Origin of the sequence: Streptomyces sp. NBC_01506 (assembly GCF_045040295.1) — a bacterium.
Taxonomy (GTDB): domain Bacteria; phylum Actinomycetota; class Actinomycetes; order Streptomycetales; family Streptomycetaceae; genus Streptomyces.
This window is the reverse complement of record NZ_CP109422.1, coordinates 1,676,897-1,697,896: the sequence shown is the minus strand read 5'-3', so window position 1 is coordinate 1,697,896 and position 21,000 is coordinate 1,676,897. Positions and strand designations below refer to the sequence as shown.

At 70.6% G+C, this 21,000-nt stretch carries 20 protein-coding genes and 1 pseudogene; 6 read left to right on the top strand and 15 right to left on the bottom strand.

All coding sequences use genetic code 11. From position 1 onward, the window contains the following. Positions 1-49: 49 nt before the first annotated feature. The 8 genes from OG329_RS07130 to OG329_RS07095 form a co-directional block, all read right to left on the bottom strand. On the bottom strand, positions 50-1,168 hold the full coding sequence (locus OG329_RS07130; protein ID WP_405793480.1) for an ABC transporter substrate-binding protein: 1,119 nt from the start codon (positions 1,166-1,168) through the stop codon (positions 50-52). A 326-nt stretch (positions 1,169-1,494) separates the two neighbouring features. Continuing rightward, a complete protein-coding gene (locus OG329_RS07125; protein WP_405793479.1) occupies positions 1,495-2,862 on the bottom strand; it encodes a sulfate adenylyltransferase subunit 1 in 1,368 nt (455 codons plus the stop codon). Positions 2,863-2,864: 2 nt separating this feature from the next. Next, positions 2,865-3,830: a sulfate adenylyltransferase subunit CysD gene (gene cysD / locus OG329_RS07120; protein ID WP_405793478.1), complete on the bottom strand. Its 966-nt coding sequence runs from the start codon at positions 3,828-3,830 to the stop codon at positions 2,865-2,867. Further along, entirely contained in the window at positions 3,830-4,402 is a 573-nt protein-coding gene (gene cysC / locus OG329_RS07115) for an adenylyl-sulfate kinase (protein WP_405793477.1), read from the bottom strand. Before cysC ends, cysD begins: the two co-directional genes overlap by 1 nt. Further along, on the bottom strand, positions 4,402-5,124 hold the full coding sequence (locus OG329_RS07110; RefSeq protein WP_405793476.1) for a phosphoadenylyl-sulfate reductase: 723 nt from the start codon (positions 5,122-5,124) through the stop codon (positions 4,402-4,404). Before OG329_RS07110 ends, cysC begins: the two co-directional genes overlap by 1 nt. Next, positions 5,121-5,309 carry a hypothetical protein gene (locus OG329_RS07105; RefSeq protein ID WP_405793475.1) on the bottom strand — a complete coding sequence of 63 codons (189 nt, stop codon included), beginning with the start codon at positions 5,307-5,309 and terminating at the stop codon, positions 5,121-5,123. Before OG329_RS07105 ends, OG329_RS07110 begins: the two co-directional genes overlap by 4 nt. Next, on the bottom strand, positions 5,306-7,003 hold the full coding sequence (locus OG329_RS07100) for a nitrite/sulfite reductase (RefSeq protein ID WP_405793474.1): 1,698 nt from the start codon (positions 7,001-7,003) through the stop codon (positions 5,306-5,308). The genes OG329_RS07105 and OG329_RS07100 overlap by 4 nt, the downstream gene beginning before the upstream one ends. Before the next feature lie 126 nt (positions 7,004-7,129). Then, positions 7,130-7,213, bottom strand: a complete 84-nt coding sequence (locus OG329_RS07095; protein WP_405801692.1) for a putative leader peptide — start codon at positions 7,211-7,213, stop codon at positions 7,130-7,132. 120 nt (positions 7,214-7,333) lie between these two features. Between OG329_RS07095 and OG329_RS07090 the strand changes: the two genes are divergently transcribed. After that, on the top strand, positions 7,334-8,515 hold the full coding sequence (locus tag OG329_RS07090; RefSeq protein ID WP_405793473.1) for a methyltransferase domain-containing protein: 1,182 nt from the start codon (positions 7,334-7,336) through the stop codon (positions 8,513-8,515). Positions 8,516-8,568: 53 nt separating this feature from the next. Here OG329_RS07090 and OG329_RS07085 read toward each other — a convergent pair whose 3' ends face one another. The 3 genes from OG329_RS07085 to OG329_RS07075 all read right to left on the bottom strand — a co-directional run bounded on the left by OG329_RS07085 (position 8,569) and on the right by OG329_RS07075 (position 12,409). Continuing rightward, the gene (locus OG329_RS07085) at positions 8,569-9,099 is read right to left on the bottom strand and encodes a GNAT family N-acetyltransferase (RefSeq protein ID WP_405793472.1); all 531 of its coding nucleotides are present in this window, start codon (positions 9,097-9,099) and stop codon (positions 8,569-8,571) included. A gap of 71 nt (positions 9,100-9,170) precedes the next feature. Next, a complete protein-coding gene (locus tag OG329_RS07080; protein ID WP_405793471.1) occupies positions 9,171-10,451 on the bottom strand; it encodes a GAF domain-containing protein in 1,281 nt (426 codons plus the stop codon). Between the two features lie 311 nt (positions 10,452-10,762). Next, positions 10,763-12,409 (bottom strand): acyl-CoA dehydrogenase family protein, encoded by a 1,647-nt coding sequence (locus OG329_RS07075; protein WP_405793470.1) that lies wholly within the window; start codon positions 12,407-12,409, stop codon positions 10,763-10,765. 17 nt (positions 12,410-12,426) lie between these two features. Here OG329_RS07075 and OG329_RS07070 point away from each other — a divergent pair, with 17 nt between their 5' ends. Together OG329_RS07070 and OG329_RS07065 are read left to right on the top strand one after the other, a co-directional pair. Then, on the top strand, positions 12,427-13,560 hold the full coding sequence (locus tag OG329_RS07070) for a YihY/virulence factor BrkB family protein (RefSeq protein ID WP_405793469.1): 1,134 nt from the start codon (positions 12,427-12,429) through the stop codon (positions 13,558-13,560). Positions 13,561-13,598: 38 nt separating this feature from the next. Continuing rightward, positions 13,599-14,360 carry a helix-turn-helix domain-containing protein gene (locus tag OG329_RS07065; protein WP_405793468.1) on the top strand — a complete coding sequence of 254 codons (762 nt, stop codon included), beginning with the start codon at positions 13,599-13,601 and terminating at the stop codon, positions 14,358-14,360. Here OG329_RS07065 and OG329_RS07060 read toward each other — a convergent pair. Further along, entirely contained in the window at positions 14,300-14,692 is a 393-nt protein-coding gene (locus tag OG329_RS07060; RefSeq protein WP_405793467.1) for a VOC family protein, read from the bottom strand. The genes OG329_RS07065 and OG329_RS07060 overlap by 61 nt on opposite strands. A gap of 110 nt (positions 14,693-14,802) precedes the next feature. Here OG329_RS07060 and OG329_RS07055 point away from each other — a divergent pair, with 110 nt between their 5' ends. Continuing rightward, positions 14,803-16,422 (top strand): sensor histidine kinase, encoded by a 1,620-nt coding sequence (locus tag OG329_RS07055; RefSeq protein ID WP_405793466.1) that lies wholly within the window; start codon positions 14,803-14,805, stop codon positions 16,420-16,422. Between the two features lie 134 nt (positions 16,423-16,556). Here the strand turns inward: OG329_RS07055 and OG329_RS07050 are convergent, their stop codons facing one another. After that, a complete protein-coding gene (locus OG329_RS07050) occupies positions 16,557-17,645 on the bottom strand; it encodes an MFS transporter (RefSeq protein WP_405793465.1) in 1,089 nt (362 codons plus the stop codon). A 137-nt stretch (positions 17,646-17,782) separates the two neighbouring features. On the opposite strand from OG329_RS07050, the pseudogene OG329_RS07045 reads away from it, so the two are divergent. Beyond that, positions 17,783-17,968: pseudogene (locus OG329_RS07045) on the top strand (hypothetical protein); the annotation flags it as partial. 36 nt (positions 17,969-18,004) lie between these two features. Here OG329_RS07045 and OG329_RS07040 read toward each other — a convergent pair. Next, complete coding sequence (locus OG329_RS07040) at positions 18,005-18,331, bottom strand: thioredoxin family protein (RefSeq protein WP_405793464.1); 327 nt, start codon at positions 18,329-18,331, stop codon at positions 18,005-18,007. 556 nt (positions 18,332-18,887) lie between these two features. Here OG329_RS07040 and OG329_RS07035 point away from each other — a divergent pair. After that, complete coding sequence (locus OG329_RS07035; RefSeq protein WP_405793463.1) at positions 18,888-19,859, top strand: LuxR C-terminal-related transcriptional regulator; 972 nt, start codon at positions 18,888-18,890, stop codon at positions 19,857-19,859. 130 nt (positions 19,860-19,989) lie between these two features. On the opposite strand, the gene OG329_RS07030 is transcribed toward OG329_RS07035, so the two are convergent. Further along, complete coding sequence (locus tag OG329_RS07030; RefSeq protein WP_405793462.1) at positions 19,990-20,883, bottom strand: S1 family peptidase; 894 nt, start codon at positions 20,881-20,883, stop codon at positions 19,990-19,992. Positions 20,884-21,000 lie beyond the last annotated feature (117 nt).

Here is a 21,000-nt window from a genome sequence, read left to right as displayed (position 1 = left end):
CACCTCCTGGGGGCGGTCCGGTTGCGGGCGGTCGGAGCTGTTCGAATGACTACTTGACGCCGAGACCGGCGTCGTCGATCGCGGGCTTGCCCTCCGCCTTCAGCACCTTGTTGAGCAGCGACAGGTCGTAGATGCCGTCGAGCAGCGGGTCTTCGAGGAGCCCCGCCTTCACCGCGTGCTCGGACGACTCGCTCAGCGTGGCGGCCAGCGGGTCGTCGGTGATGTCGACGTTCTTCCACGCCGGGTCGATCACCTCGGGCGGCAGCGCCGCTCCGGAGTCCGCCTTGAGCTTGGCGTTGGCCGCGGCCTTCGCCTCGTCCGGGTTGGCGTTGATCCAGACGTTCGTCTTCACCGAGCCGCGCAGCACCGCCTCGACGACGTCCGGGTGCTCCTCGAGGAACTTCTGGGAGACGATCACGTTCGTGATGACGAACTTGCCGTCCTCCCAGAGCTTCTTCTCGTCCAGCAGCACCGAACCGCCGCCCGCGACCAGCTTCGACGCGGTCGGCTCGGGCACCCACGCGCCGTCCAGCGAACCGGCCTCGAAGGACGCGGGGATCTGCTTGTTGTCCTGGCGGATGACGGTGACGTCACCCTTGCCGGTGTCGGCGTCGACCTTCAGGCCCTTCTCCGACAGGTAGTTGAGCAGCGCCACGTCCTGCGTGTTGCCGAGCTGCGGCGTCGCGATGCGCTTGCCCTCGAGATCGTCCAGGGACTTGATCTTGTCCGGGTTGACGACGAGCGAGACACCGCCGGACGCCGAGCCGGAGATGATCCGCAGGTTCTCGCCCTTCGACTTCGTGTAGCCGTTGATCGAGGGCGATGGACCGATCCAGCCGATGTCGATCGCGCCCGCGTTCAGCGCCTCGATCTCCGAGGGGCCCGCGTTGAAGACCTGCGGCTTGATCTTGGTGCCGCCCAACTCCTTCTGGATCAGGCCCTCTTGGAGACCGACCAGCGCGGTGGCGTGCGTGATGTTGGCGAAGTAGCCGATCTTCACCTCGTCCAGGCCGCCTATCTTCTCGCCGTTGGCGGCGGGGGCGACCTTGTCGTCCTTCTCGCTGTCGGAGCCGTAACCGCAGGCGCCGAGCACCACGGCGAGGAGGGGCAGGACCGCGACCGCGGCGATGGTACGCCGGTGGCGTGGGGTGGTACGGGTGGCTGGCACGGGAGGTGTTCCTCTCGTCGGCCCGTGCTCACGTCCCTCGGTGACGAGGCGGCGTGGCCGGGAAGTCGGCAGGTTTTCGGCGGAACAGATGCGGCGGGCGTGACACGGCGGACAGCGAGACGGCGGTCGGTGACACGACAGCCGGTGACACGGCGGCCGGTGACACGACAGCCGGTGACACGGCGGTCTCGCGGGTGCTCTGGGCGCGCGTGCGGTGCGCGTACGTCAGCGCGCACATCGCGCCACCCCGCCCGTCCCCGCGCCGAGGGCGCCGCTGCCGACCCGGCCGCCCTCCTTCGCGAACGTCGCGTATGCGTCCACGGGCATCAGAAGTCCCAGCCCTCGTCGTCGGCGGTGGTGTCCGCCGCCGGGGCGGGCGGCGGTTCGGCGGCGAACGAGTCGCCCGCCATGCCGGCCGACAGCGTGGTGCCGTCGGCCGGGTCGATCAGGATGAAGGAGCCGGTACGGCGCGAGTCGCGGTACGCGTCGAGCGCCAGCGGCTCCGCCGTACGGACGACGACCCGGCCGATGTCGTTGGCGACGAGCTGTCCCGGCGCCTCGTGCTGGGAGAGGTCGTCCAGCGTGAGCCGGGACGGGATCTCCTTCACGATCGCCTTGACCGTGCGGGTGGTGTGCTTGAGCAGCACCCGCTGCCCTACGGTGAGCGGCCTGTCCGCGACATGGCAGACGGTCGCCTCGACGTCCTGCGTACTGGCGGGGACGCCGGAGCTGGGCGCGATCAGATCGCCGCGCGAGACGTCCACGTCGTCGCTGAGCCGGATCGTCACCGACTGCGGCGCCCACGCGATGTCGACGGCTCTGCCGAGCGCGTCGATGCCCTCGATGGTGCTCGTACGGCCCGAGGGCAGCACGGTCACCGACTCGCCGACGCGCAGCACACCGGAGGCGATCTGGCCCGCGTAGCCCCGGTAGTCGGGGTGTTCGGCGCTCTGCGGCCGGATGACGTACTGGACGGGGAAGCGGGCCGGGCAGCCGGACAGGTCGTGGCTGACGGCGACGGTCTCCAGATGCTCCAGGACGGTCGGCCCGCCGTACCAGTCCATGTTCGCCGAAGGCTCCACCACGTTGTCCCCGGCCAGCGCCGAGATCGGGATCGCGGTCACCTCCGGGACGCCCAGCGAGGCGGCGTACGCGGTGAACTCCTCGGCGATCGCGGCGAACACGGGCTCCGCGTACTCCACGAGGTCCATCTTGTTGACGGCGAGCACCACGTGCGGGACGCGGAGCAGGGCCGCGACGGCCGCGTGGCGGCGGGTCTGTTCGACCACTCCGTTGCGTGCGTCGACCAGGACGACGGCGAGTTCGGCGGTGGAGGCGCCGGTGACCATGTTGCGGGTGTACTGCACATGACCGGGGGTGTCGGCGAGGATGAACCGGCGCCGGGGGGTGGCGAAGTAGCGGTACGCGACATCGATGGTGATGCCCTGCTCGCGCTCGGCGCGCAGCCCGTCCGTCAGCAGCGCGAGGTCGGGGGTGTCCTGGCCGCGTCCGAGCGAGGCGCGCTCGACGGCCTCCAACTGGTCGGTGAGCACGGACTTCGAGTCGTGCAGGAGCCGGCCCACCAGGGTGGACTTGCCGTCGTCCACGGAACCGGCGGTGGCGAAGCGCAGCAGGGTGGTGGTCGACAACTGCTCGGCCAACTGCTCGGTTGCCGTATGCCCGTTGGTCGTCATGTTTAGAAGTACCCCTCGCGCTTGCGGTCTTCCATGGCGGCCTCGGACATCTTGTCGTCGGCGCGGGACGCGCCGCGCTCGGTGAGGCGGGACGCGGTGATCTCCGTGATGACGGCGTCCAGCGTGGTGGCCTCGGAGTCGACGGCGCCGGTGCAGGACATGTCGCCGACGGTGCGGTAGCGCACGCGCCGTTTCTCCACCACCTCGCCGTCCTTCGGACCGCCCCAGTCACCCGCCGTCAGCCACATGCCGTGGCGGTCGAAGACCTCACGCTCGTGCGCGAAGTAGATCTCCGGCAGCTCGATGCCCTCCCGGGCGATGTACTGCCACACATCCAGCTCGGTCCAGTTGGACAGCGGGAAGACCCGCACATGCTCACCCGGCGCGTGCCGCCCGTTGTAGAGCTGCCACAGCTCCGGGCGCTGCCGCCGCGGATCCCACTGCGAGAACTCATCACGCAGCGAGAACACCCGCTCCTTCGCCCGCGCCTTCTCCTCGTCACGCCGCCCGCCGCCGAAGACCGCGTCGAACCGCTCCGCCCGGATCCTGTCCGTCAGCGGCACCGTCTGAAGCGGGTTACGCGTGCCGTCCGGACGCTCGCGCAGCGTCCCCGCGTCGATGTACTCCTGCACGGACGCCACATGCAGCCGCAGCCCGTGCTCGGCCACCGTACGGTCCCGATAAGCCAGCACCTCCGGGAAGTTGTGACCCGTGTCCACATGCAGCAGCGTGAACGGCACCGGCGCCGGCGCGAACGCCTTCAACGCCAGATGCAGCATCACGATGGAGTCCTTGCCACCGGAGAACAGAATCACCGGCCGCTCGAACTCACCCGCCACCTCACGGAAGATATGCACACCCTCCGACTCCAGAGCGTCCAGGTGGGTGAGGGCGTACGGCGCCACGCTGCCGCCGGAGCCCTCGGTGCCTTCGGTGCCCTCGGTGACGGATGCGACGGTGGTCGTCATCAGGCCAGACCCCTCTCGGTGAGCAGCGCGTGAAGCGCCGCCGCGGACTCCTGCACGGACTGCGTGTGCGACTCGATCCGCAGATCGGGCTCCTCGGGGGCCTCGTAGGGGTCGTCGACGCCGGTGAGACCGCTGATCTCGCCCGCCGCCTGCTTCGCGTACAGGCCCTTCACGTCCCGTACGGAGCACACCTCGACCGGAGTCGCGACATGCACCTCCAGATACGCGCTGCCCTCGCTCTGGTGGCGCTTGCGCACCGCCTCTCGGCTGTCGGTGTACGGCGCGATGACCGGCACCAGCGCCTTGACGCCGTTCGACGCGAGCAGTTCGGCGACGAAGCCGATCCGCTGCACGTTGGTGTGCCGGTCCTCGCGGCTGAAGCCGAGGCCCGCGGAGAGGAATTCGCGGATCTCGTCGCCGTCCAGGACCTCCACGCGGTGGCCTTCGGCGCGCAGTCGGTCCGCCAGTTCGACGGCGATGGTGGTCTTGCCCGCGCTGGGCAGACCGGTGAGCCAGACCGTCGCGCCCTGCTCGGTGGCGTTCGTCGCGTTCGCCGTGCTCGTCGCGCTCATCAGTGCAGCCCGCATTCGGTCTTGGAGTTGCCCGCCCAGCGGCCGGCGCGGGCGTCCTCGCCGGCCAGCACACGTCGGGTGCACGGCGCGCAGCCGACGGAGGCGTAACCGTCCTGGAGCAACGGGTTGGTGAGGACGCCGTGTTCGGCGACGTACGCTTCCACGTCCTCCTGCGTCCAGCGGGCGATCGGCGAGACCTTGACCTTGCGGCGCTTGTCGTCCCAGCCGACGACCGGGGTGTTCGCGCGGGTCGGCGACTCGTCGCGGCGCAGCCCCGTCGCCCAGGCGTCGTACGCCGTCAGGCCCTCTTCGAGGGGCTTGACCTTCCGCAGGGCGCAGCACAGGTCGGGGTCGCGGTCGTGCAGCTTCGGGCCGTGCTCGGCGTCCTGTTCGGCCACCGTGCGGCGCGGGGTGAGCGTGATGACGTTGACGTCCATCACGGCGGCGACGGCGTCGCGGGTGCCGATCGTCTCGGGGAAGTGGTAGCCGGTGTCGAGGAAGACCACGTCGACGCCGGGCAGCGCGCGGGAGGCGAGATGGGCGACCACCGCGTCCTCCATGGAGGAGGTGACGCAGAAGCGCGCGCCGAAGGTGGTGGTGGCCCAGGTCAGGATCTCCAGGGCGGTGGCGTCCTCGAGTTCGCGGCCCGCGCGTTCGGCGAGTTCCTTGAGTTCGGCGTGCTTCTGGCTGTCGCTCTCCGTGGTCTGCGTCAGAGCCGTCATATCCGTACCCCTCCGTCGTCCGTCGCGTCGTCCTTCGCCAGCCCACGGGTCAGCAGCCCGAGGAACTTCAGTTGGAAGGCCCGGTTGCAGGCCCCGCATTCCCAGGCGCCGTGGCCCTGTTCGTTCGGGCGCAGGTCCTCGTCACCGCAGTAGGGGCAGTAGAACGGGGCGGCGCGCTCGCTCACGACAGCGCCTCCTCGGACGCGCGGGCCGCCCAGGTGGCGAAGCGCTCGTCGGCCTCGCGCTCCTTCTGAAAGCGCGTCAGAACTCGCTCGACATAGTCGGGGAGGTCGGCGGCGGTGACTTTCAGACCGCGCACCTTACGGCCGAACGCGGGCTCCAGACCGAGCGCGCCACCGAGGTGCACCTGGTAGCCCTCGACCTGATTGCCGTCGCCGTCGAGCATCAACTGGCCCTTGAGGCCGATGTCCGCGACCTGGATCCGGGCGCAGGCGTTGGGGCAGCCGTTGACGTTGACGGTGATCGGCTGGTCGAAGTCGGGGATACGGGCCTCGAGTTCATCGATCAGCGAGGCGCCGCGCGCCTTGGTCTCGACGATCGCCAGCTTGCAGAACTCGATACCGGTGCAGGCCATCGTGCCGCGCCGGAACGGCGACGGCTTGACCCGCAGATCGAGCGATTCCAGGCCCGCGACGAGCGAGTCGACCTGGTCCTCGGCCACATCGAGCACGATCATCTTCTGCTCGACGGTGGTCCGCACCCGGCCGGAGCCGTGCGCCTCGGCGAGATCCGCGATCTTCTTCAGGGTCGGGCCGTCGACCCGGCCGACGCGCGGCGCGAAGCCGACGTAGAAACGGCCGTCCTTCTGACGGTGCACCCCGACGTGGTCACGCCACTCCGCCACGGGCCGCTCCGGCGCGGGACCGTCGACAAGCGTCCGCTTCAGATACTCGTCCTGAAGGATCTGGCGGAACTTGTCGGCGCCCCAGTCGGCGAGAAGGAACTTCAGCCGGGCGCGGGTACGCAGCCGGCGGTAGCCGTAGTCCCGGAAGATCCCGATCACTCCGGCCCATACGTCGGCGACCTCGTCCAACGGGACCCAGGCGCCGAGCCGTTGGCCGATCTTGGGGTTGGTCGACAGACCGCCGCCGACCCACAGGTCGAAGCCGGGGCCGTGGTCGGGGTGCTCGACACCGACGAAGGCGATGTCGTTGATCTCGTGCGCGACGTCGAGCAGCGGCGATCCTGAGACGGCCGTCTTGAATTTACGCGGGAGGTTCGAGAACTCCTTGGTGCCGATGAACCGGTCGTTGATCTCGTCGATCGCCGGGGTGCCGTCGATGATCTCGTTCTCGGCCACGCCCGCGACCGGTGACCCGAGGATCACACGGGGCGTGTCACCGCACGCCTCGGTGGTCGACAGACCGACGTCCTCCAGCCGGCGCCATATCTCGGGGACGTCCTCGATCCGGATCCAGTGCAGTTGGATGTTCTGCCGGTCGGTGATGTCGGCGGTGTCCCGGCCGAACTCGTGCGAGATCTGGCCGATGACCCGCAACTGCTCGGTGGTCAGCCGTCCGCCGTCGATCCGTACCCGCAGCATGAAGTATTTGTCGTCCAGCTCCTCCGGCTCCAGGATCGCGGTCTTGCCACCGTCGATACCGGGCTTGCGCTGGGTATACAGCCCCCACCAGCGCATCCGTCCCCGCAGGTCGGCGGGGTCGATGGAGTCGAATCCGGCCTTGGAGTAGATCGTCTCAATGCGTGTCCGCACATTGAGACCGTCGTCGTCCTTCTTGGCCTGCTCGTTGGCGTTGAGCGGAGTGAAGTGACCCACGGCCCACTGTCCCTCGCCGCGGTGACGGCTCACCTTGCGGCGGGGCGTGGCGGCAGCGGGCTTCTCAGGGGTGGCAGCCATGGCTGAATACGTCCTTCGGGACTACGGAGGGCGGCTCTGACCTGCACACGTGGGCTGACGGGCGCAGCGGTGCGCAGAGAGGATGCGAGCGGAGCGAGCGGGGGAGAGCGGCGGGGGCTGTGGTGCTCAGCTCGCCCGACAGATGGCGCTGGACATGCGGCCGAGATCGACGTGCCGCCGACTCACCAAGGCAATTCCAGACGTAGACATGGGGCGAAGCCTGGCACGCGGATCTGAGGGCAGTCCACCACGATCCACGATGTGGACGGGTGGGTCCCGCTATGTGAGATAGGGTGTCGGGCGCCCAGTTGCCGATGTGGAAGGGGAGACGTGACAGCTCCATCGGAAGACAGCGGGCGGCTCCTGGAAGCGCGTATCGGCCTGGTCCGGAGCATGGAACGGGGGAGCGCCGTGCTGTCGGCCCGGCTGGCCGAAGTGTTCCTGAATGTGCCGCGTCATCCCTTCGTCCCGGTCTTCTATCGAAGAGACGGGGACCGGTTCACACCCTGGAGCAGCACGGCGCCGGACGCCGACGCCTGGTTGGCGCAGGTGTACTCGGACGACTCGCTCATCACCGAGGTGGACGGAGTGCACGCGGAGGACGCCGGGCCGCAAGGCGTGAGCGGAGTGCCTACCTCGTCCTCGACCGCCCCGAGCCTCATGGCTGACATGCTCGACGCGCTGGACGTACGGCCGGGCCACCGTGTGATGGAGATCGGGACCGGCACCGGATACAACGCCGCACTGTTGTGCCGACTGGTGGGCGGGGGGTCCGTCACCACCGTGGACAACTCAAGACGTCTCACGACCACGGCCAGGACCCGGCTCGACGCACTGGGGCCGGCCCCCGACGTCAGGTGCGCGGACGGGGTGGAGGGTGTCCCGGGCCGAGCCCCTTTCGACCGCGTCATCGCGACCTGCTCGGTGCGGCGTATCCCCACGGCGTGGTTCGACCAGTGCGCGCCGGGCGGGCTCATGGTCGTACCGATCAAGGGAGCCCTGGCCGGAGGCATGATCGCCCGGCTTCAGACACTCCCTGACGGGACGGCCGCCGGGCGGATCATGCACACCCCGGCAGCGTTCATGCCCCTCCTGTCCGGTCCGGAAGAGACGGCGAAGATCCCTGAACGAATGGATGGAGCGCACCGCGACTCGAATCTGTCCGGAAGCGTTCTGGACGACTGGACCTTCTCGTTCTTCGCCGAACTGCACATGTCCGCGACAACTGTGCGCGACTATCACCGGGGACCCGACGGCGGGCATGTGACCGTCCTCTTCGACCCGCAGGACGGCTCCTACGCGCGCGTCGCGGATCGCGGCCCGGAGCCCGGCGCCCCCACGGTCCTCACGCGCGGTCCTCGGGACCTCTGGGCGCCGATCGAGAAGGCGTACGAGCACTGGCTGAGTCTCCACAGGCCACGGCGTGAGTGGTTCACCATCAAGGCGACACCGCACAAGCAGACCGTCAGCTATGTGATGCCTGACGGGCAAGGCGTGCACTGGGATCTTTGATGAGCCGAGCCGCAGGCGGGCTGCGTGCGCGGGTGTGCGGCCCAGTTGCGGTCCTACTCCGGCTCGTCTTCCACCTTCGTGTCGAAGAGGGTGAAGCCACGCCGCAGGTAGTTGTCCATCGCGTGCTCTCCGTCCTTGGAGCAGGTGTGCAGCCAGACCCGCTTCGTCGGTGTGCGCTCCGGGCGGCGGTCCGCCATGTCCCAGGCGCGGGCCACCCCGTACGACAGCAGGTGCCCGCCGATACGGCGGCCCCGGAAGGCCGGGATCAGTCCGAAGTACACGATCTCGACCGTGCCGTCGTCCTGCGCGGCCAGCTCCAGATAGCCGGCCGGGGTGCCCCTCTCGTACGCCACCCAGGTCTCGACGCCCGGCCCGGAGACGGCCTCGTGCCACTCCTCGTACGACAGGGAGAGGCGGTCGGTCCAGCGGATGTCACCGCCGACGGCGGTGTAGAGGAACCGGCTGAACTCCGCCGAGGGGACCTCGGACCGCACGATCCGTACGTCTCCCTCCGGCGCGGCGGCCGGCCGCAGATCGGCCGGGGAGGTCTGTTCCAGGGACCAGGTGGTCACAGTGATGCTCATGGTCGCCAGGGAATCATGCGGCTTTCGTGCGGCCAAAACCGCCCGAGCCCGGCACCTGTGGCGGGGCGTGTTCAACGCGTGGTCCGGCCCTCCGTCACCGCCGGGGCCGTCGAGTGGGGGAGCAGGTCCGTCGGGTGTTCCGGGCGTACGACCGTCACCTCGACCTCCTCCTTGAAGCGGTACGGCCGGTGGGCCAGCACCCCCGCCAGATGACGGCGCACCCGCGACATCTCGGCCCGCACCGTCACCGTGCGCGTCGGGTCCCCGAAGACGTCGGCCGCCAGTTGTGCCGCGCTCCGGCCCGCCCGGTGCACGGCCAGTACGTACAGCAGCTCCGCGTGGCGCGGTGTCAGCTCCTGCGCCCAGCTTCCCGCCGCCCCCGAGACCGTCACGGACCAGCTCCGGGGTCGGCTCAGATCCAGCACCACCTTGCTCGGCGCGTCCGGCGGCGGCTCCTCCTCCACGGTCAGCAGCCAGCCGCCCGGCAGCGGCTCGACGGTGCACATGCCGAGCGCCGGCAGCCAGAGCCGCCCCGGCCGTACGGACTTGGGCAACGGCAGCCGGTCGACCGGCGCCATCCCCGTCACGGCCGCCGTCCAGCCGTGTGTGTCGACGGCCACGGCCCGTCCGCCCATCCGGCACAGGATCGGCGACACGATCGAGCGCAGCCGCTCCACGGCCCGCAGATGCCGCTCCCGCAGCTCGTTCTCGGCGAGCCTGGCGATCGCGGTCACCAGCGCCAGCGTCGTCGGATGGAAACCCGTCGCCGGGCCGCTCACATCGACCACACCCAGCAGCCGCCCGTCGCGCGGGTCGTGCACCGGCGCCGCCGCGCAGGTCCACCGGGTCAGGGTCCGCACGAAGTGCTCGGCCGAGTGGACCTGCACCGGGGCCCTGGCGGCCAGCGCCGTACCGATGGCGTTGGTGCCCGTGACCTGCTCCGACCAGGCCGCGCCCTCCTCCAGACGGATGTCGTCGGCCTGCCGCATCACCTTGGAGCTGCCCGCGCGCCACAGGATCCGGCCCTGTTCGTCGGAGACCACCAGGATCTGCAGCGCCGTGTCGACAACGCCGGTCAGCCTGTCGCAGACGCCGCGTACCACCTCGGTGAGGGCCGATGTACGGCGCCGGTACTCGAGCTCCTCCGTCGTCATCACGACCGAACCGGTCTGCCGGTCGGGGCTGACGCCCAGCCGCCGCATCCGCTGCCACGACGCCTCGATGACGGGGCGCGGCGCCATCGGCGGCCGGTCACCGGCCAGCGCCGCCTCGCGGATCCGCTGGAGCAGCCGTGTCGCGTGCCGGCCGTCCATCGCGGCGAGGCGTGACAGATCGAGCGGTGTGTTCTTCATCGGACCCCCCGGCGGCGCATGGCGCTTAATCGATTCTGCGAAGTCTGGGCAGACACGTCGTCAGACGTAACGTGTAGATGGGCACGCTCCTTCGCGGGCCGGCAGTCCGGATGTTCTGCAACCACTTGCAACCCTGGCCAACTGACGCCCCGATACGTGAAGGTGACATCAAGTCGTGGGTGGTGCCGTGTCGGCGCAGCACCACCCTCGGCCCTATCAGGGGGTGTCGGGCGCCCGCCCCTGGCGCCCGTCACCGTCACCGTCACCGTCACCACCCCCCCCAGCCCCCGGCACCGGCACCGTCACCGGCCTCAGCCGACCGCCCGCGCCCGCGTCACCACCGACTCCAGGTCCAGGCTGTGCGGCAGCGTGCCGAAGGCCGTACCCCAGTCCCCGCCGAGCCGCGACGCGCAGAACGCGTCCGCGACCGCCGACGGCGCCCACCGCACCAGCAGCGACCCTTGGAGCACCAGCGCCATCCGCTCCACCAGCCGCCGCGCACGGGCCTCCACGCCGTCCAGATCGGCGAGTTCGGCCAGCAGGTCCTTGATCGCCCCGTCCAGCCGGTGGTCCGCGCCGCGCGCCTTGCCCACCTCCTTCAGGAACGCGTTCAGCGCCTCGGGCTCCCGCTGGAGCGCTCGCAGCACGTCGAGCGCCTGGACATTCCCCGAGCCCTCCCAGATCGAGTTGAGCGGCGACTCGCGCAGCAGCCGGGGCATGCCCGACTCCTCGACGTAACCGTTGCCGCCCAGACACTCCAGCGCCTCGGCCGCCACCGGCGTACACCGCTTCGTCACCCAGTACTTGGCCGTCGGCACCGCGAGCCGCAGAAACGCCCGCTCGCTCTCCGAGCCCGTGCTCTGCACGGCGTCCTGCGCCGCCGCCAGCCGCAGCGCCAGCGTCGTCGCCGCCTCCGACTCCAGCGCCAGATCGGCCAGTACGTTGCGCATCAGCGGCTTGTCGATCAACTCGCCCCCGAACGCGCTGCGATGAGCGGCATGATGGACCGCCTGCGCCACCGACTGCCGCATCAGCGCCGCCGATCCGAGCACACAGTCCACCCGCGTCGCCGCCACCATCTCGATGATGGTGCGCACCCCGCGCCCCTCCTCGCCGACCCGGCGGGCCCACGTACCGTCGAACTCCACCTCGCTCGACGCGTTCGACCGGTTGCCCAGCTTGTCCTTCAGCCGCTGGATCAGGAACACGTTGCGCGTGCCGTCCGGCAGTACGCGGGGCACGAGGAAGCACGTCAGCCCGGCCGGCGCCTGCGCCAGCACCAGGAACCCGTCGCACATCGGCGCGGAGCAGAACCACTTGTGCCCGGTGAGCAGATACTCGCCGTCGGCGTCCAGCGGCCTCGCGGCCGTGGTGTTCGCCCGTACGTCGCTGCCGCCCTGCTTCTCCGTCATACCCATCCCGAACAGCGCGCCGGCCTTCTCGGCGGACGGCCGCAGACCGGGGTCGTACCGGTGCGAGGTGAGCCGGGGCTCCCACTCGGCGGCCAGGTCAGGCTCGGCCCGCAGCGCGGGCACCGCCGCGTGCGTCATGGACAGCGGACAGCCGTGCCCGGCCTCCGCCTGCGTCCACACATAGAACCCGGCGGCCCGGCGCAGATGCCCGTCCGGCCTGCCCCAGGCGTCCGTCAGCCCCGCCGACACCGCCCGGTCCAGGAGTTGATGCCACGCCGGATGGAACTCGACCTCGTCGATCCGGTTCCCGTACCGGTCGTGGGTACGCAGCTTCGGCGGGTTCTCGTTGGCCTGGGTCCCCCACTCCTGCGCCCGCGCCGAACCGGCCTCGACACCGAGCGCGGACAGCTCCGACCGTGCCTCGGCGAGGACTTCGGGGGAGGAGTGCCGCTCCAGACCTTCCGCGAGGGCCCGGTCGCCGGTGAAGACGTCGTATCCCACCAGGGGCGGAACCTGGTTGGTCACTGTGTGGGTGCTGGCAGTCATGCCGCTACGGTAAGGAGGTGCAGGCAGCAAATGAAACACCCGAGCGGCCATCGGGGCGACTCCGCCGGGCCCGTGCCCTCTACCGCGACGTCTCCATGCGGAAGATGGCCTGGCTGCTGGTGAAAGACACGGTCAACTCGTGCATCGAGTACCGGATCCTCGGTCTCGCCGCGGAGGCCGCGTTCTTCACGCTGCTCTCCCTGCCGCCGTTGCTGCTCGGTCTCATCGGCCTGCTCGGGTACATAGACGACTGGACCAACACCACCACCGTCGCCTCGATCGAGGAGAACATCCTCACCGCGGTCGCCACGGTCCTCTCCGACCGCGGCGTCGACCAGATCGCGAAACCGCTCCTGTCGGACGTCACACACGGCGGACGCCCCGATCTCATCTCCATCGGTTTCGCCATCGCCCTCTGGTCGGGCTCACGGGCGGTGAACGTGTTCATCGACACGATCACCGTGATGTACGGACTCGACGGCCGCCGCGGCATCGTCGCCACCCGGCTGCTCGCCTTCCTCCTCTACATCGTGGCGCTGCTCATCGGCGCCGTGGTGCTGCCGCTGGCGGTGGTGGGGCCCGACAGGGTGGTCGACATCATCCCGTGGGGCACGGAGGTCGCCAGCGTCCTGTACTGGCCGGTGGTGATCCTGCTCTCCGTCGCCTTCCTGACCACGCTCTACCACGTGTCCGTGCCCGCGCGGTCGCCGTGGATAGAGGATGTGCCGGGCGCGCTCGTCGCCCTCGCCATGTGGGTCTTCGGCAGCTTCCTGCTGCGGATCTATCTCACCAGTACGGTCGAGGGCCCCACCATCTACGGGTCGCTCGCCGCCCCCATCGCGGTCCTGCTGTGGATCGGGATCTCGGCCTTCGCGGTCCTGGTCGGCGCGGCGGTCAACGCGGCCATCGACCGGGTCTGGCCGTCCGTCTCCACGGCGGCGGCACGCGCGGCCAACGACCGGCTGCGCGCGGCCCAGGCGGCGGAGCTGGTGGCCCGGATGGAGGCGCGGTCGGCGGAGACGGACGACAGCGAGTACGGCCCCGACCCGGACATGCCGTCGGAGTTCCCGGAGAGATGGTCCCGCTTCCTGCCGCCGGACGATCTGAAGTCCCGGTTCCACTCGAACCGCGACAAGGAGCAGAAGCCGTAGGCCGCGTCCTTGAACCGCGAGGGCTTTAACCTGGTGGTGTGTACAGGGAACGGGCGTCGCACGTCGAGGGCGTCGTCGTATGGACGCGGACAGCGCCGGAACGGGACGACGGCCCCGTCTATCCCGTCCTGCCGGACGGCTGCATGGATCTGCTCTGGATCGGCGGCCGGCTGAGCGTCGCCGGACCCGACACGCACGCGTTCACGCCGGAGCCGCGGGGCGCCTCCGGTGCTGGCGGCGGTTTCGCCGATGCGGTCGGGGTCCGCTTCGCGCCCGGCGTCGCGCCCGCGCTCCTGGGCGTACCGGCGTACGAACTGCGCGACCGGCGCGTGGACCTCGCCGACCTGTGGCCGGGCCCCGAGGCGCGCGAGATCGCCGAGCGCGTCGCCGCCGCCACCGACCCGGTCGCCGCGCTGGAATCGGCGGCGCTGCGGCGCGTCGCCCGCACCGGACCGCCCGACCCGCTGCTGCGCGCCGTCGTGGACGGGCTCGACGCGGGCCGCACGGTCGCCTCCGTCGCCGAGACGGTCGGCCTCGGCACCCGCACGCTGCACCGACGCTCGCTGGACGCCTTCGGTTACGGTCCCAAGACCCTGGCCCGCGTGCTGCGGCTCCAGCGCGCGCTCGCGCTCGTACGGGCGTCGGTGCCTTACGCGGAGGCCGCCGTCGCCGCGGGCTGCGCCGACCAGGCGCATCTCGCCAGGGAGACACGCGATCTGACCGGTCTGACGCTCGGCGCCTATGCGGCGTTGGCGAAGAAGGAGACGCCGCAGCCGTCCGGGTCGAGCACGACCGCGTAACGCTGGCCCCAGGTCGCGTCCCAGGGCTTGAGGTGGCCGCGGTACCCGGCGCCGGTCAGCTCCGCGTAGACCGCGTCGACATCGGCGGGGCTGTCGCAGAGGAAGTTCAGGCCGATCCGGTCACCGTTGGACGGTGGGGTCCAGTCGGGGTCGAAGGAGCGCATGACGTCCTCCGTGTCCCAGGCCAGCCGGAGCCCGCCGGGGAGGGCGGCCTCCACATGGGGAGCGGAGTCCGCGTCGGTGGGGATGTCCAGGCCGAGCCTGCGGTAGAAGGCGAGCGAGGCCGCCATGTCGGAGGTGACGATGCCGATCACGTCGAGTCGTAGAGTCATGGGACCAACGTAGGCGCAGGTCGGCGGGCCGGTCTTGAAGGAATCGGACGCCGGCCGTGACCGCCCTCGATCTACGGCTTCGACAGCCTCGAACGGTGCGGTGGTGGGGCGTGAAGAGTGAGGCGCGGACGGTGGTGGGGCCCGTCGTGCGCGACATCGCCCTGTGGCCGGCGCTGGCCTGGATCGCGCTCGTCTGGTTCGTGGGCCACCCCGACTCCTCCGTCGCGCTGGAACTGGCGCTCCCGCTGCTCGTGCTCGCGGTCGCCATCCCGGGCGGTCGCCGGTGGCCGGTGGCCGCCGTGTTCGCCGTCAACGCGCTGTGCGCGCTCGGCCTCGCCCACCCCGTCACACCGGCCAACGCCTACATCGTCGCGCTGGCCGTCTCCGCGTACCTCCTGGGCACCGGACCGACCACACCCCGCCGCGCGCTGCCGGTGTTCGGCGCCTGCCTCGCGGTCGACTTGGCGCTCACCGCCGCGCTCGGCGGGGGTGCGGTGTGGTGGTACTACACGCTGACGGCCTTTCCCCTGGCGCTGCTGGTGCCCTGGCTGTTCGGCCGCTACTGGCAGGCCCAGCTCGCGTTCGTACGCGGCGGCTGGCAGCGGGCACAACTCCTGGAGCGCCAGCAGCGGCTCGTCGCCGAACAGGCCCGGTTGCGCGAACGGAACCGGATCGCCGCCGACATGCACGACTCGCTCGGACACGAGCTGAGCCTGATCGCCCTGCGGGCCGGCGCCCTGGAACTCTCGCCCACGCTGACCGGCCAGGACCGGGAGGACCTGGGCGCGCTGCGGGCCGCCGTGTCGGACGCCGTCGGTCATCTGCGCGACACCGTCGGGGTGTTGCGCGACGACGAGGGGGACCGGGCCACCGCCGGCACCACGCCGCCGGCCGAGTCCGTCGAGCAACTGGTGGGCCGGGCACGGGAGTCCGGCGTCACGGTGGATCTGCGCCGCGACGGCACCCCGGCACCTCCCGGCCTCTCACCGCTCGTCGACCGGGCGGTCCACCGGGTGGTGCAGGAGTCCCTGACCAACGCGGCCAAGCACGCGCCCGGGGGAGCGGTACGGGTGCGGATCACGCACAAGGGCGGGGTGACCGGGATACGGGTGACCAACTCGGCTCCGTTGGCAGGGCGGTTGACGCCGTCAGGGCCCGAGTCCGGCGGGCGGGGGCTGACGGGGCTGCGGGAGCGCGTACGTGTGGTCGGCGGGACGCTGCGGGCGGTGCCGTACGGGAACGGGTTCGAGGTCGTCGCGACGCTGCCGGACCGGGTGAGCCAGGACCGGCCGAGGAACGCGGAGCAGGAGCCCGAGCCCGAGCCCGGCTCGGAATCGTCCTCGGAGTCGGTACGCCAACTCACCACCGCCCGGCGCAGGGCCAGGCTGCGGTTCGCCGCCGCGTTCGTGGTGCCCGGCGGATTCGGGCTCGTCATCCTGGGGTCCGCCGCCTACGCCGGCGTCCAGTTGGCGACCTGCGTGCTACGGCCGGCCGACTACGCCCAGCTCCAAGTGGGCCAGGACCGCGCCGAGTTCGCGAACGTCCTCCCGGCGCGGCAGTTCCCGTACGTCTCCGACTCCGCCAAGGACCGGCCCCGGCCCGCCGGGGCCACCTGCGCGTTCTACCGCTCCAGCGGCAGCCTGCTCGACCAGGTGGACGTCTACCGGCTCTGCTACACCGACTCCCGGTTGATCTCCAAGGACGTCGTGCCAGGGCCGGACAGCGGCTGAGGACGGGGCCGGGGCCACCGCGGACTGCTACGCGTCGCGCCGTCGCAGCACCTGACGGCCAGTCAGAGAGCAGCAGAAAGAGCACCGTCAGCACCCCGGCAGATCGTCACCGGCCGCAGCCCCGCGGGTCAGGATCATCCGTTCAGTGTTCCGGGGAGATCGCGGGCCGCTGCCGTGCCGATCGCTGACGGTGCTGGACGTTTCGCCGAGGGCAGCATCCTGCTCACCACGATGGCGACGGCACCGAACGCGGTCGAGATCGCGAACACGGTGGTGAATCCGGACCAGGCCGGAAGAGCCAGGTCCGGCAGCGGGTGTCCGGCGAGGACGCTGGCGCTGACCTGGGCGCCTAGTGTGCCGCCGACGCTCTTGAGGACAAAGGCGAGGCCGGTGACGCTCGCGACCCGTTCCACGGAGATCTCGGCGGCGACGGTGTTCATCGCCTGGGTCATGCCCCAGCCGATGCCGATGCCCATCAGCGCCGAGGACATCGCGAGCGGGACGGATCCCTGGCGGCCGGAGAAGAGGGCGCCGCACGCGCCCATGACGGCGATGCCGGACAGCAGCATCACGCTCCGGGCCCCCACTGCCCGCTCCAGTCGGCCGGTCAGCGGTGCGCTGAGGCAGGCCGCCACACCCAGGGGAAGCAGCAGCAGTCCGGCGGTGGTGGCACCGGCCTCCAGCCCGTATCCGGTGGCGTGGGGCGCGTCGGCGATGGTGGGTACGGTGAGGTGAATCGTGCTGGTGGCGTAACCGATGACGAACGACACCAGACAGACGACGGCGACCGGACGGCCGCCGAGCCGCAGCCGGACCAGGGGGTGTTCGGTGCGCGACTCCACGACGCAGAACACGGCCGGACCGGTGAGGGCCACTGCCTCCAGTGCGAGGAATCCGGGCAAGGTCCAGCCCCAGGAAGGTGCTTTGGTCACACCGGTGAGCAGGGCCACCAGTGACCCGGCCATCAGCAGCGCGCCCGGGATGTCGAGGCGGCCGTGCCGGGTGGGCGGGCAGGGCGGCAGCGCCGACCAGGAGCAGAGAGCGACCGGTACCAGGAGGGCGAGGGTGATCCAGTACAGCCAACTGTAGTGGAGCCTTTCCTTGGCCGGTTCGACCCGGTGTCTGACCGGCACCCACAGCAGCGTCGCGCGCACGCTGGTCGTCGCGTACTCGCCGGTCACCGTCGTCATCGCCAGGACGACCACCACGAACTGCACGAGCACCGGCGCTGGACGGCATGGTCGTTGATACGCGCGCCGGCGCCGCAGTAGAAGGTGAACACCCCCATCAGCAGCGCGCCCGCGACCAGGCTCACGTACGCGCCGCGTACCGTCCACACCTTGTCGCCCAGCTCCGCGCCGAGGGCCACGAGATCCGCGACGAGGACATCGCCCGGCTCTCCCCGCTCAAGCACCGCAACCTGAACCTGCTCGGCCGCTACAGCTTCACCGCCAGTGTCCCGGCCGCCGGCATCCTGCGCCCGCTGCGCGACCTGGACACGCCCGAGTTGGACGAGGACGACGACGGAAGCGGGGACGCACAGTGAACCGGACCGCTCAGGCGTTCGGTCGGGCGCCGCAGGCTACAGGTGCGGCGTGATCAGTGCGACGACCCTCGCCTTGTTTGCGGGTCCGATCCAGGTGCCGACGATCTTTCCCTCCTTGAACACATGGAGCGTGGGGATGCCGGTGATGTTGTACTTCTGTGTCGTCTCCGGGCTCTCGTCGATGTCGAGCCGGGCGATGGTGACACGGCCGGAATACTCCTTCGCGACATCGACCAGTACCGGGTCCAGCGCCTGGCACACACTGGACCACTCGGCGCGGAAGACAGCCAGTACCGGTCCGGCCCCCTTGACCACCTTCGCCTCGAAGTCCGCGTCGGTCACGTCGATGACGGTGCCTGCCATGTGGATCAGCCCTTTCTTCATAAGGGAGAGGAGAGTGAACTCGGGCCCAGGGGCCACCGCGTGCCGCAGCCGTTGATGCCTCGGCATCCGCGTACAAGCGTCGCGGGAGAGCGGCTGTGGCTGCCTTGGCCGCGGTTCTCCTCCTTTGCGGAATCAGCCGCAGCAACGGACCGCGGCGACCGGAGACTGCCCAGAACAGGCAAACCCGTTTGATATCCACGGTAATAGGGCTTGAACTCGCTGACACATGTCTGACCGCTCCCTCTTGTGCACTCCCCGGCAGCCTGTCGACCCCGGCCTACGGCAGCGCGGACACACCAATGCTGTCGTCAAAGGATCGAATGACGACAGGCAGAAGCCGCGTCCAATGAACCCGTGCAGGGTTTAACGACAGATAGGGTCCGATCCTCCGCACCGAAGGGGCCCACGGTGGCGAACCTGGTCGAGAAGCGGGTCGCGACCGACCAGCAGTCGACCGCCCGGCAGAACCTCGTCCTGGCCGAGGCCGGCATCAGGACCCGGTCGTCTTCGATGAGGCCGGCGGCACATCCTCGACGTGCTTGACGTTCTCCACCGCGACCAGGTCGCGGTGCGCATCCACGACGGCGCGTTCCCCGCGATGGACCTCACCGCCCGCCACCCGCGCACCGGAGAGCTGCTGTCCACGGTGAAGTTCATGGTGCAGACCCTCGCCGCCGCCGGCGAACTCCAACGCGACCTCCAGCGGGAGCTGACCTACGACCGGCTGCGGGCCGCCGAGGCCAAGGGCGCGAAGGGCGGGCGCCGCCCCGCCGTGGCGGCCGCCCAGACCGCCGACGTACGCACCGCGTACCCGGAAGGCCGCTCCATCGCGGCCCTCGCCCGTGACCACGGCGTCAGCCGCGGCGCCATCCGTAACGCCGTCGCCGACCCCCTCCCCGACCACACCGCCAGCGAGGAGGGCGCGCCCGCCCTGGAGCTGTCGTCGCGGAGGCGAGGGACGGGCGTGCGGGCCGTCGACGCCGTACGCGAACACCGCCCGGACGTCGCCCTGTTGGACATCCGGATGCCGACGCTCGACGGGATCCACCGCGAACTGCCCGGCACGGCGGTGGTCATGCTGACGACCTTCGGCGAGGACGACTTCATCGCCCGCGCGCTGAGCGGCGGGGCGGACGGGTTCCTGCTCAAGGCGGACGACCCCAGGGAGCTGCCGGCGGGCGTGCACGCGGTGGCCGGGGGCGGCGCGTATCTCTCACCGAAGGTCGCGGCCCGTGTCGTCGCCGGGCTGCGGGCCGGCGGATCGGGTGCGGCGGCGGTCCGGCCGTTGGCGGAGCGGCTGACGGGGCGGGAGCACGATGTTCTGGCACTGGTCGGCGGGGGCCTGTCCAACGCCGAGATCGGCGGACGGCTGCATCTGGTCGAGGGCACGGTGAAGGCCCATGTCAGCGCGATCCTGGCCAAGTTGGGCGTACGGAACCGGGTGCAGGCGGCGATCGCGGCGTACGAGGCGGGCCTGGTGGGCCGGGACCGCGACGACCGGCCGTGAGTGTGGCCGTGAACCGGCCGGACGTACGACGGCGGGCCGCGCGATGAGCAGCGCGGCCCGCCGGGGATACGTATCCCTGCCTCCTTCAGAACCTCGGAGGGTCGTCACCCTCGAAGCTCCGCCGGACGCCTCAGATGATCGAAACGCCGTAGACGCTCAGCGCTTCGGTGACCGGCTGGAAGAACGTGGTGCCGCCGGAGGAGCAGTTGCCGCTGCCGCCGGACGTGATGCCCAGCGCCGTGGTGCCGGCGAAGAGCGGGCCGCCGCTGTCGCCGGGCTCGGCGCAGACGTTGGTCTGGATGAGGCCGGAGACGATACCGTCCGCGCCGTAGTTGACGGTCGCGTTGAGACCGGTGACCGAGCCGCCGTGCAGACCGGTCGTGCTGCCGCTGCGCTGCACGGACTGACCCACGGAGGGGTTGCCCGCGCCGGTGATCTCCTGGTACGAGCCGTTGTACAGGTAGACCCTGCCGTCCGCCGCCGACGGGTTCGAGTGCTGGATGATCCCGTAGTCGTTGCCCGGGAAGCTGGAACCGGCGGTAGTGCCGATGGACCAGGAGCTGCCGATGTTGGTGCAGTGACCGGCGGTGATCGCGTAATTCGTGCTGCCGTTGGTCACGTTGAAGCCGAGCGAGCAGCGGGCGCCGCCGGTGGTGATGGCCTCGCCGCCGGCGATCAGCGGGGTGAACGTGCCCGGGGTGCGCTTGATCGTCAGGCCGGCCTCGGAGTCCGAGAGCGCGGACCTGACCTCGGCCAGCTCGGCCGCCGAGACCGTGCTGTCGGCGGTCACGACGATCTTGCCGGTGGCCTTGTCGGTGTACCACGCGGTGCCGGCCACGTCCGCGCCGCGCACGGCGGAACTGGCGTCGGCGAGCTGAGCCGCCGTCACCTTGGTGTCGGGAGCCGGGGCGGCCACGGCGGACGGTACGGCGAGCGCGACGGCGGCCACCAGACCGGTCGTTACGGCCAGGGCACGAGCGCGTCTGGACACGCCGCTGCGGGGGGAGAAACGCTTGAAGGTCACGAAAATCCTCCATCGGTGGGGGGAATGCACGGCCCCGTGGGGTGTGGGCCGCTGTTCGTGCGCCGGTCCGTGGCCGGTCCTTGCCGGTCGCGGACCTGTTGATCCGCACGGATGGAA

Excerpts from the sequence above, each read along its gene's own strand:
- OG329_RS07040 (WP_405793464.1), bottom strand. The coding sequence starts at position 18,331 with ATGGCAGGCACCGTCATCGACGTGACCGACGCGGACTTCGAGGCGAAG.
- OG329_RS07110 (WP_405793476.1), bottom strand. The coding sequence starts at position 5,124 with ATGACGGCTCTGACGCAGACCACGGAGAGCGACAGCCAGAAGCACGCC.
- OG329_RS07085 (WP_405793472.1), bottom strand. The coding sequence starts at position 9,099 with ATGAGCATCACTGTGACCACCTGGTCCCTGGAACAGACCTCCCCGGCC.
- OG329_RS07080 (WP_405793471.1), bottom strand. The coding sequence starts at position 10,451 with ATGAAGAACACACCGCTCGATCTGTCACGCCTCGCCGCGATGGACGGC.
- cysC (WP_405793477.1), bottom strand. The coding sequence starts at position 4,402 with ATGAGCGCGACGAGCACGGCGAACGCGACGAACGCCACCGAGCAGGGC.
- OG329_RS07060 (WP_405793467.1), bottom strand. The coding sequence starts at position 14,692 with ATGACTCTACGACTCGACGTGATCGGCATCGTCACCTCCGACATGGCG.
- OG329_RS07095 (WP_405801692.1), bottom strand. The coding sequence starts at position 7,213 with ATGTCTACGTCTGGAATTGCCTTGGTGAGTCGGCGGCACGTCGATCTC.
- OG329_RS07075 (WP_405793470.1), bottom strand. The coding sequence starts at position 12,409 with ATGACTGCCAGCACCCACACAGTGACCAACCAGGTTCCGCCCCTGGTG.
- cysD (WP_405793478.1), bottom strand. The coding sequence starts at position 3,830 with ATGACGACCACCGTCGCATCCGTCACCGAGGGCACCGAAGGCACCGAG.
- OG329_RS07125 (WP_405793479.1), bottom strand. The coding sequence starts at position 2,862 with ATGACGACCAACGGGCATACGGCAACCGAGCAGTTGGCCGAGCAGTTG.
- OG329_RS07100 (WP_405793474.1), bottom strand. The coding sequence starts at position 7,003 with ATGGCTGCCACCCCTGAGAAGCCCGCTGCCGCCACGCCCCGCCGCAAG.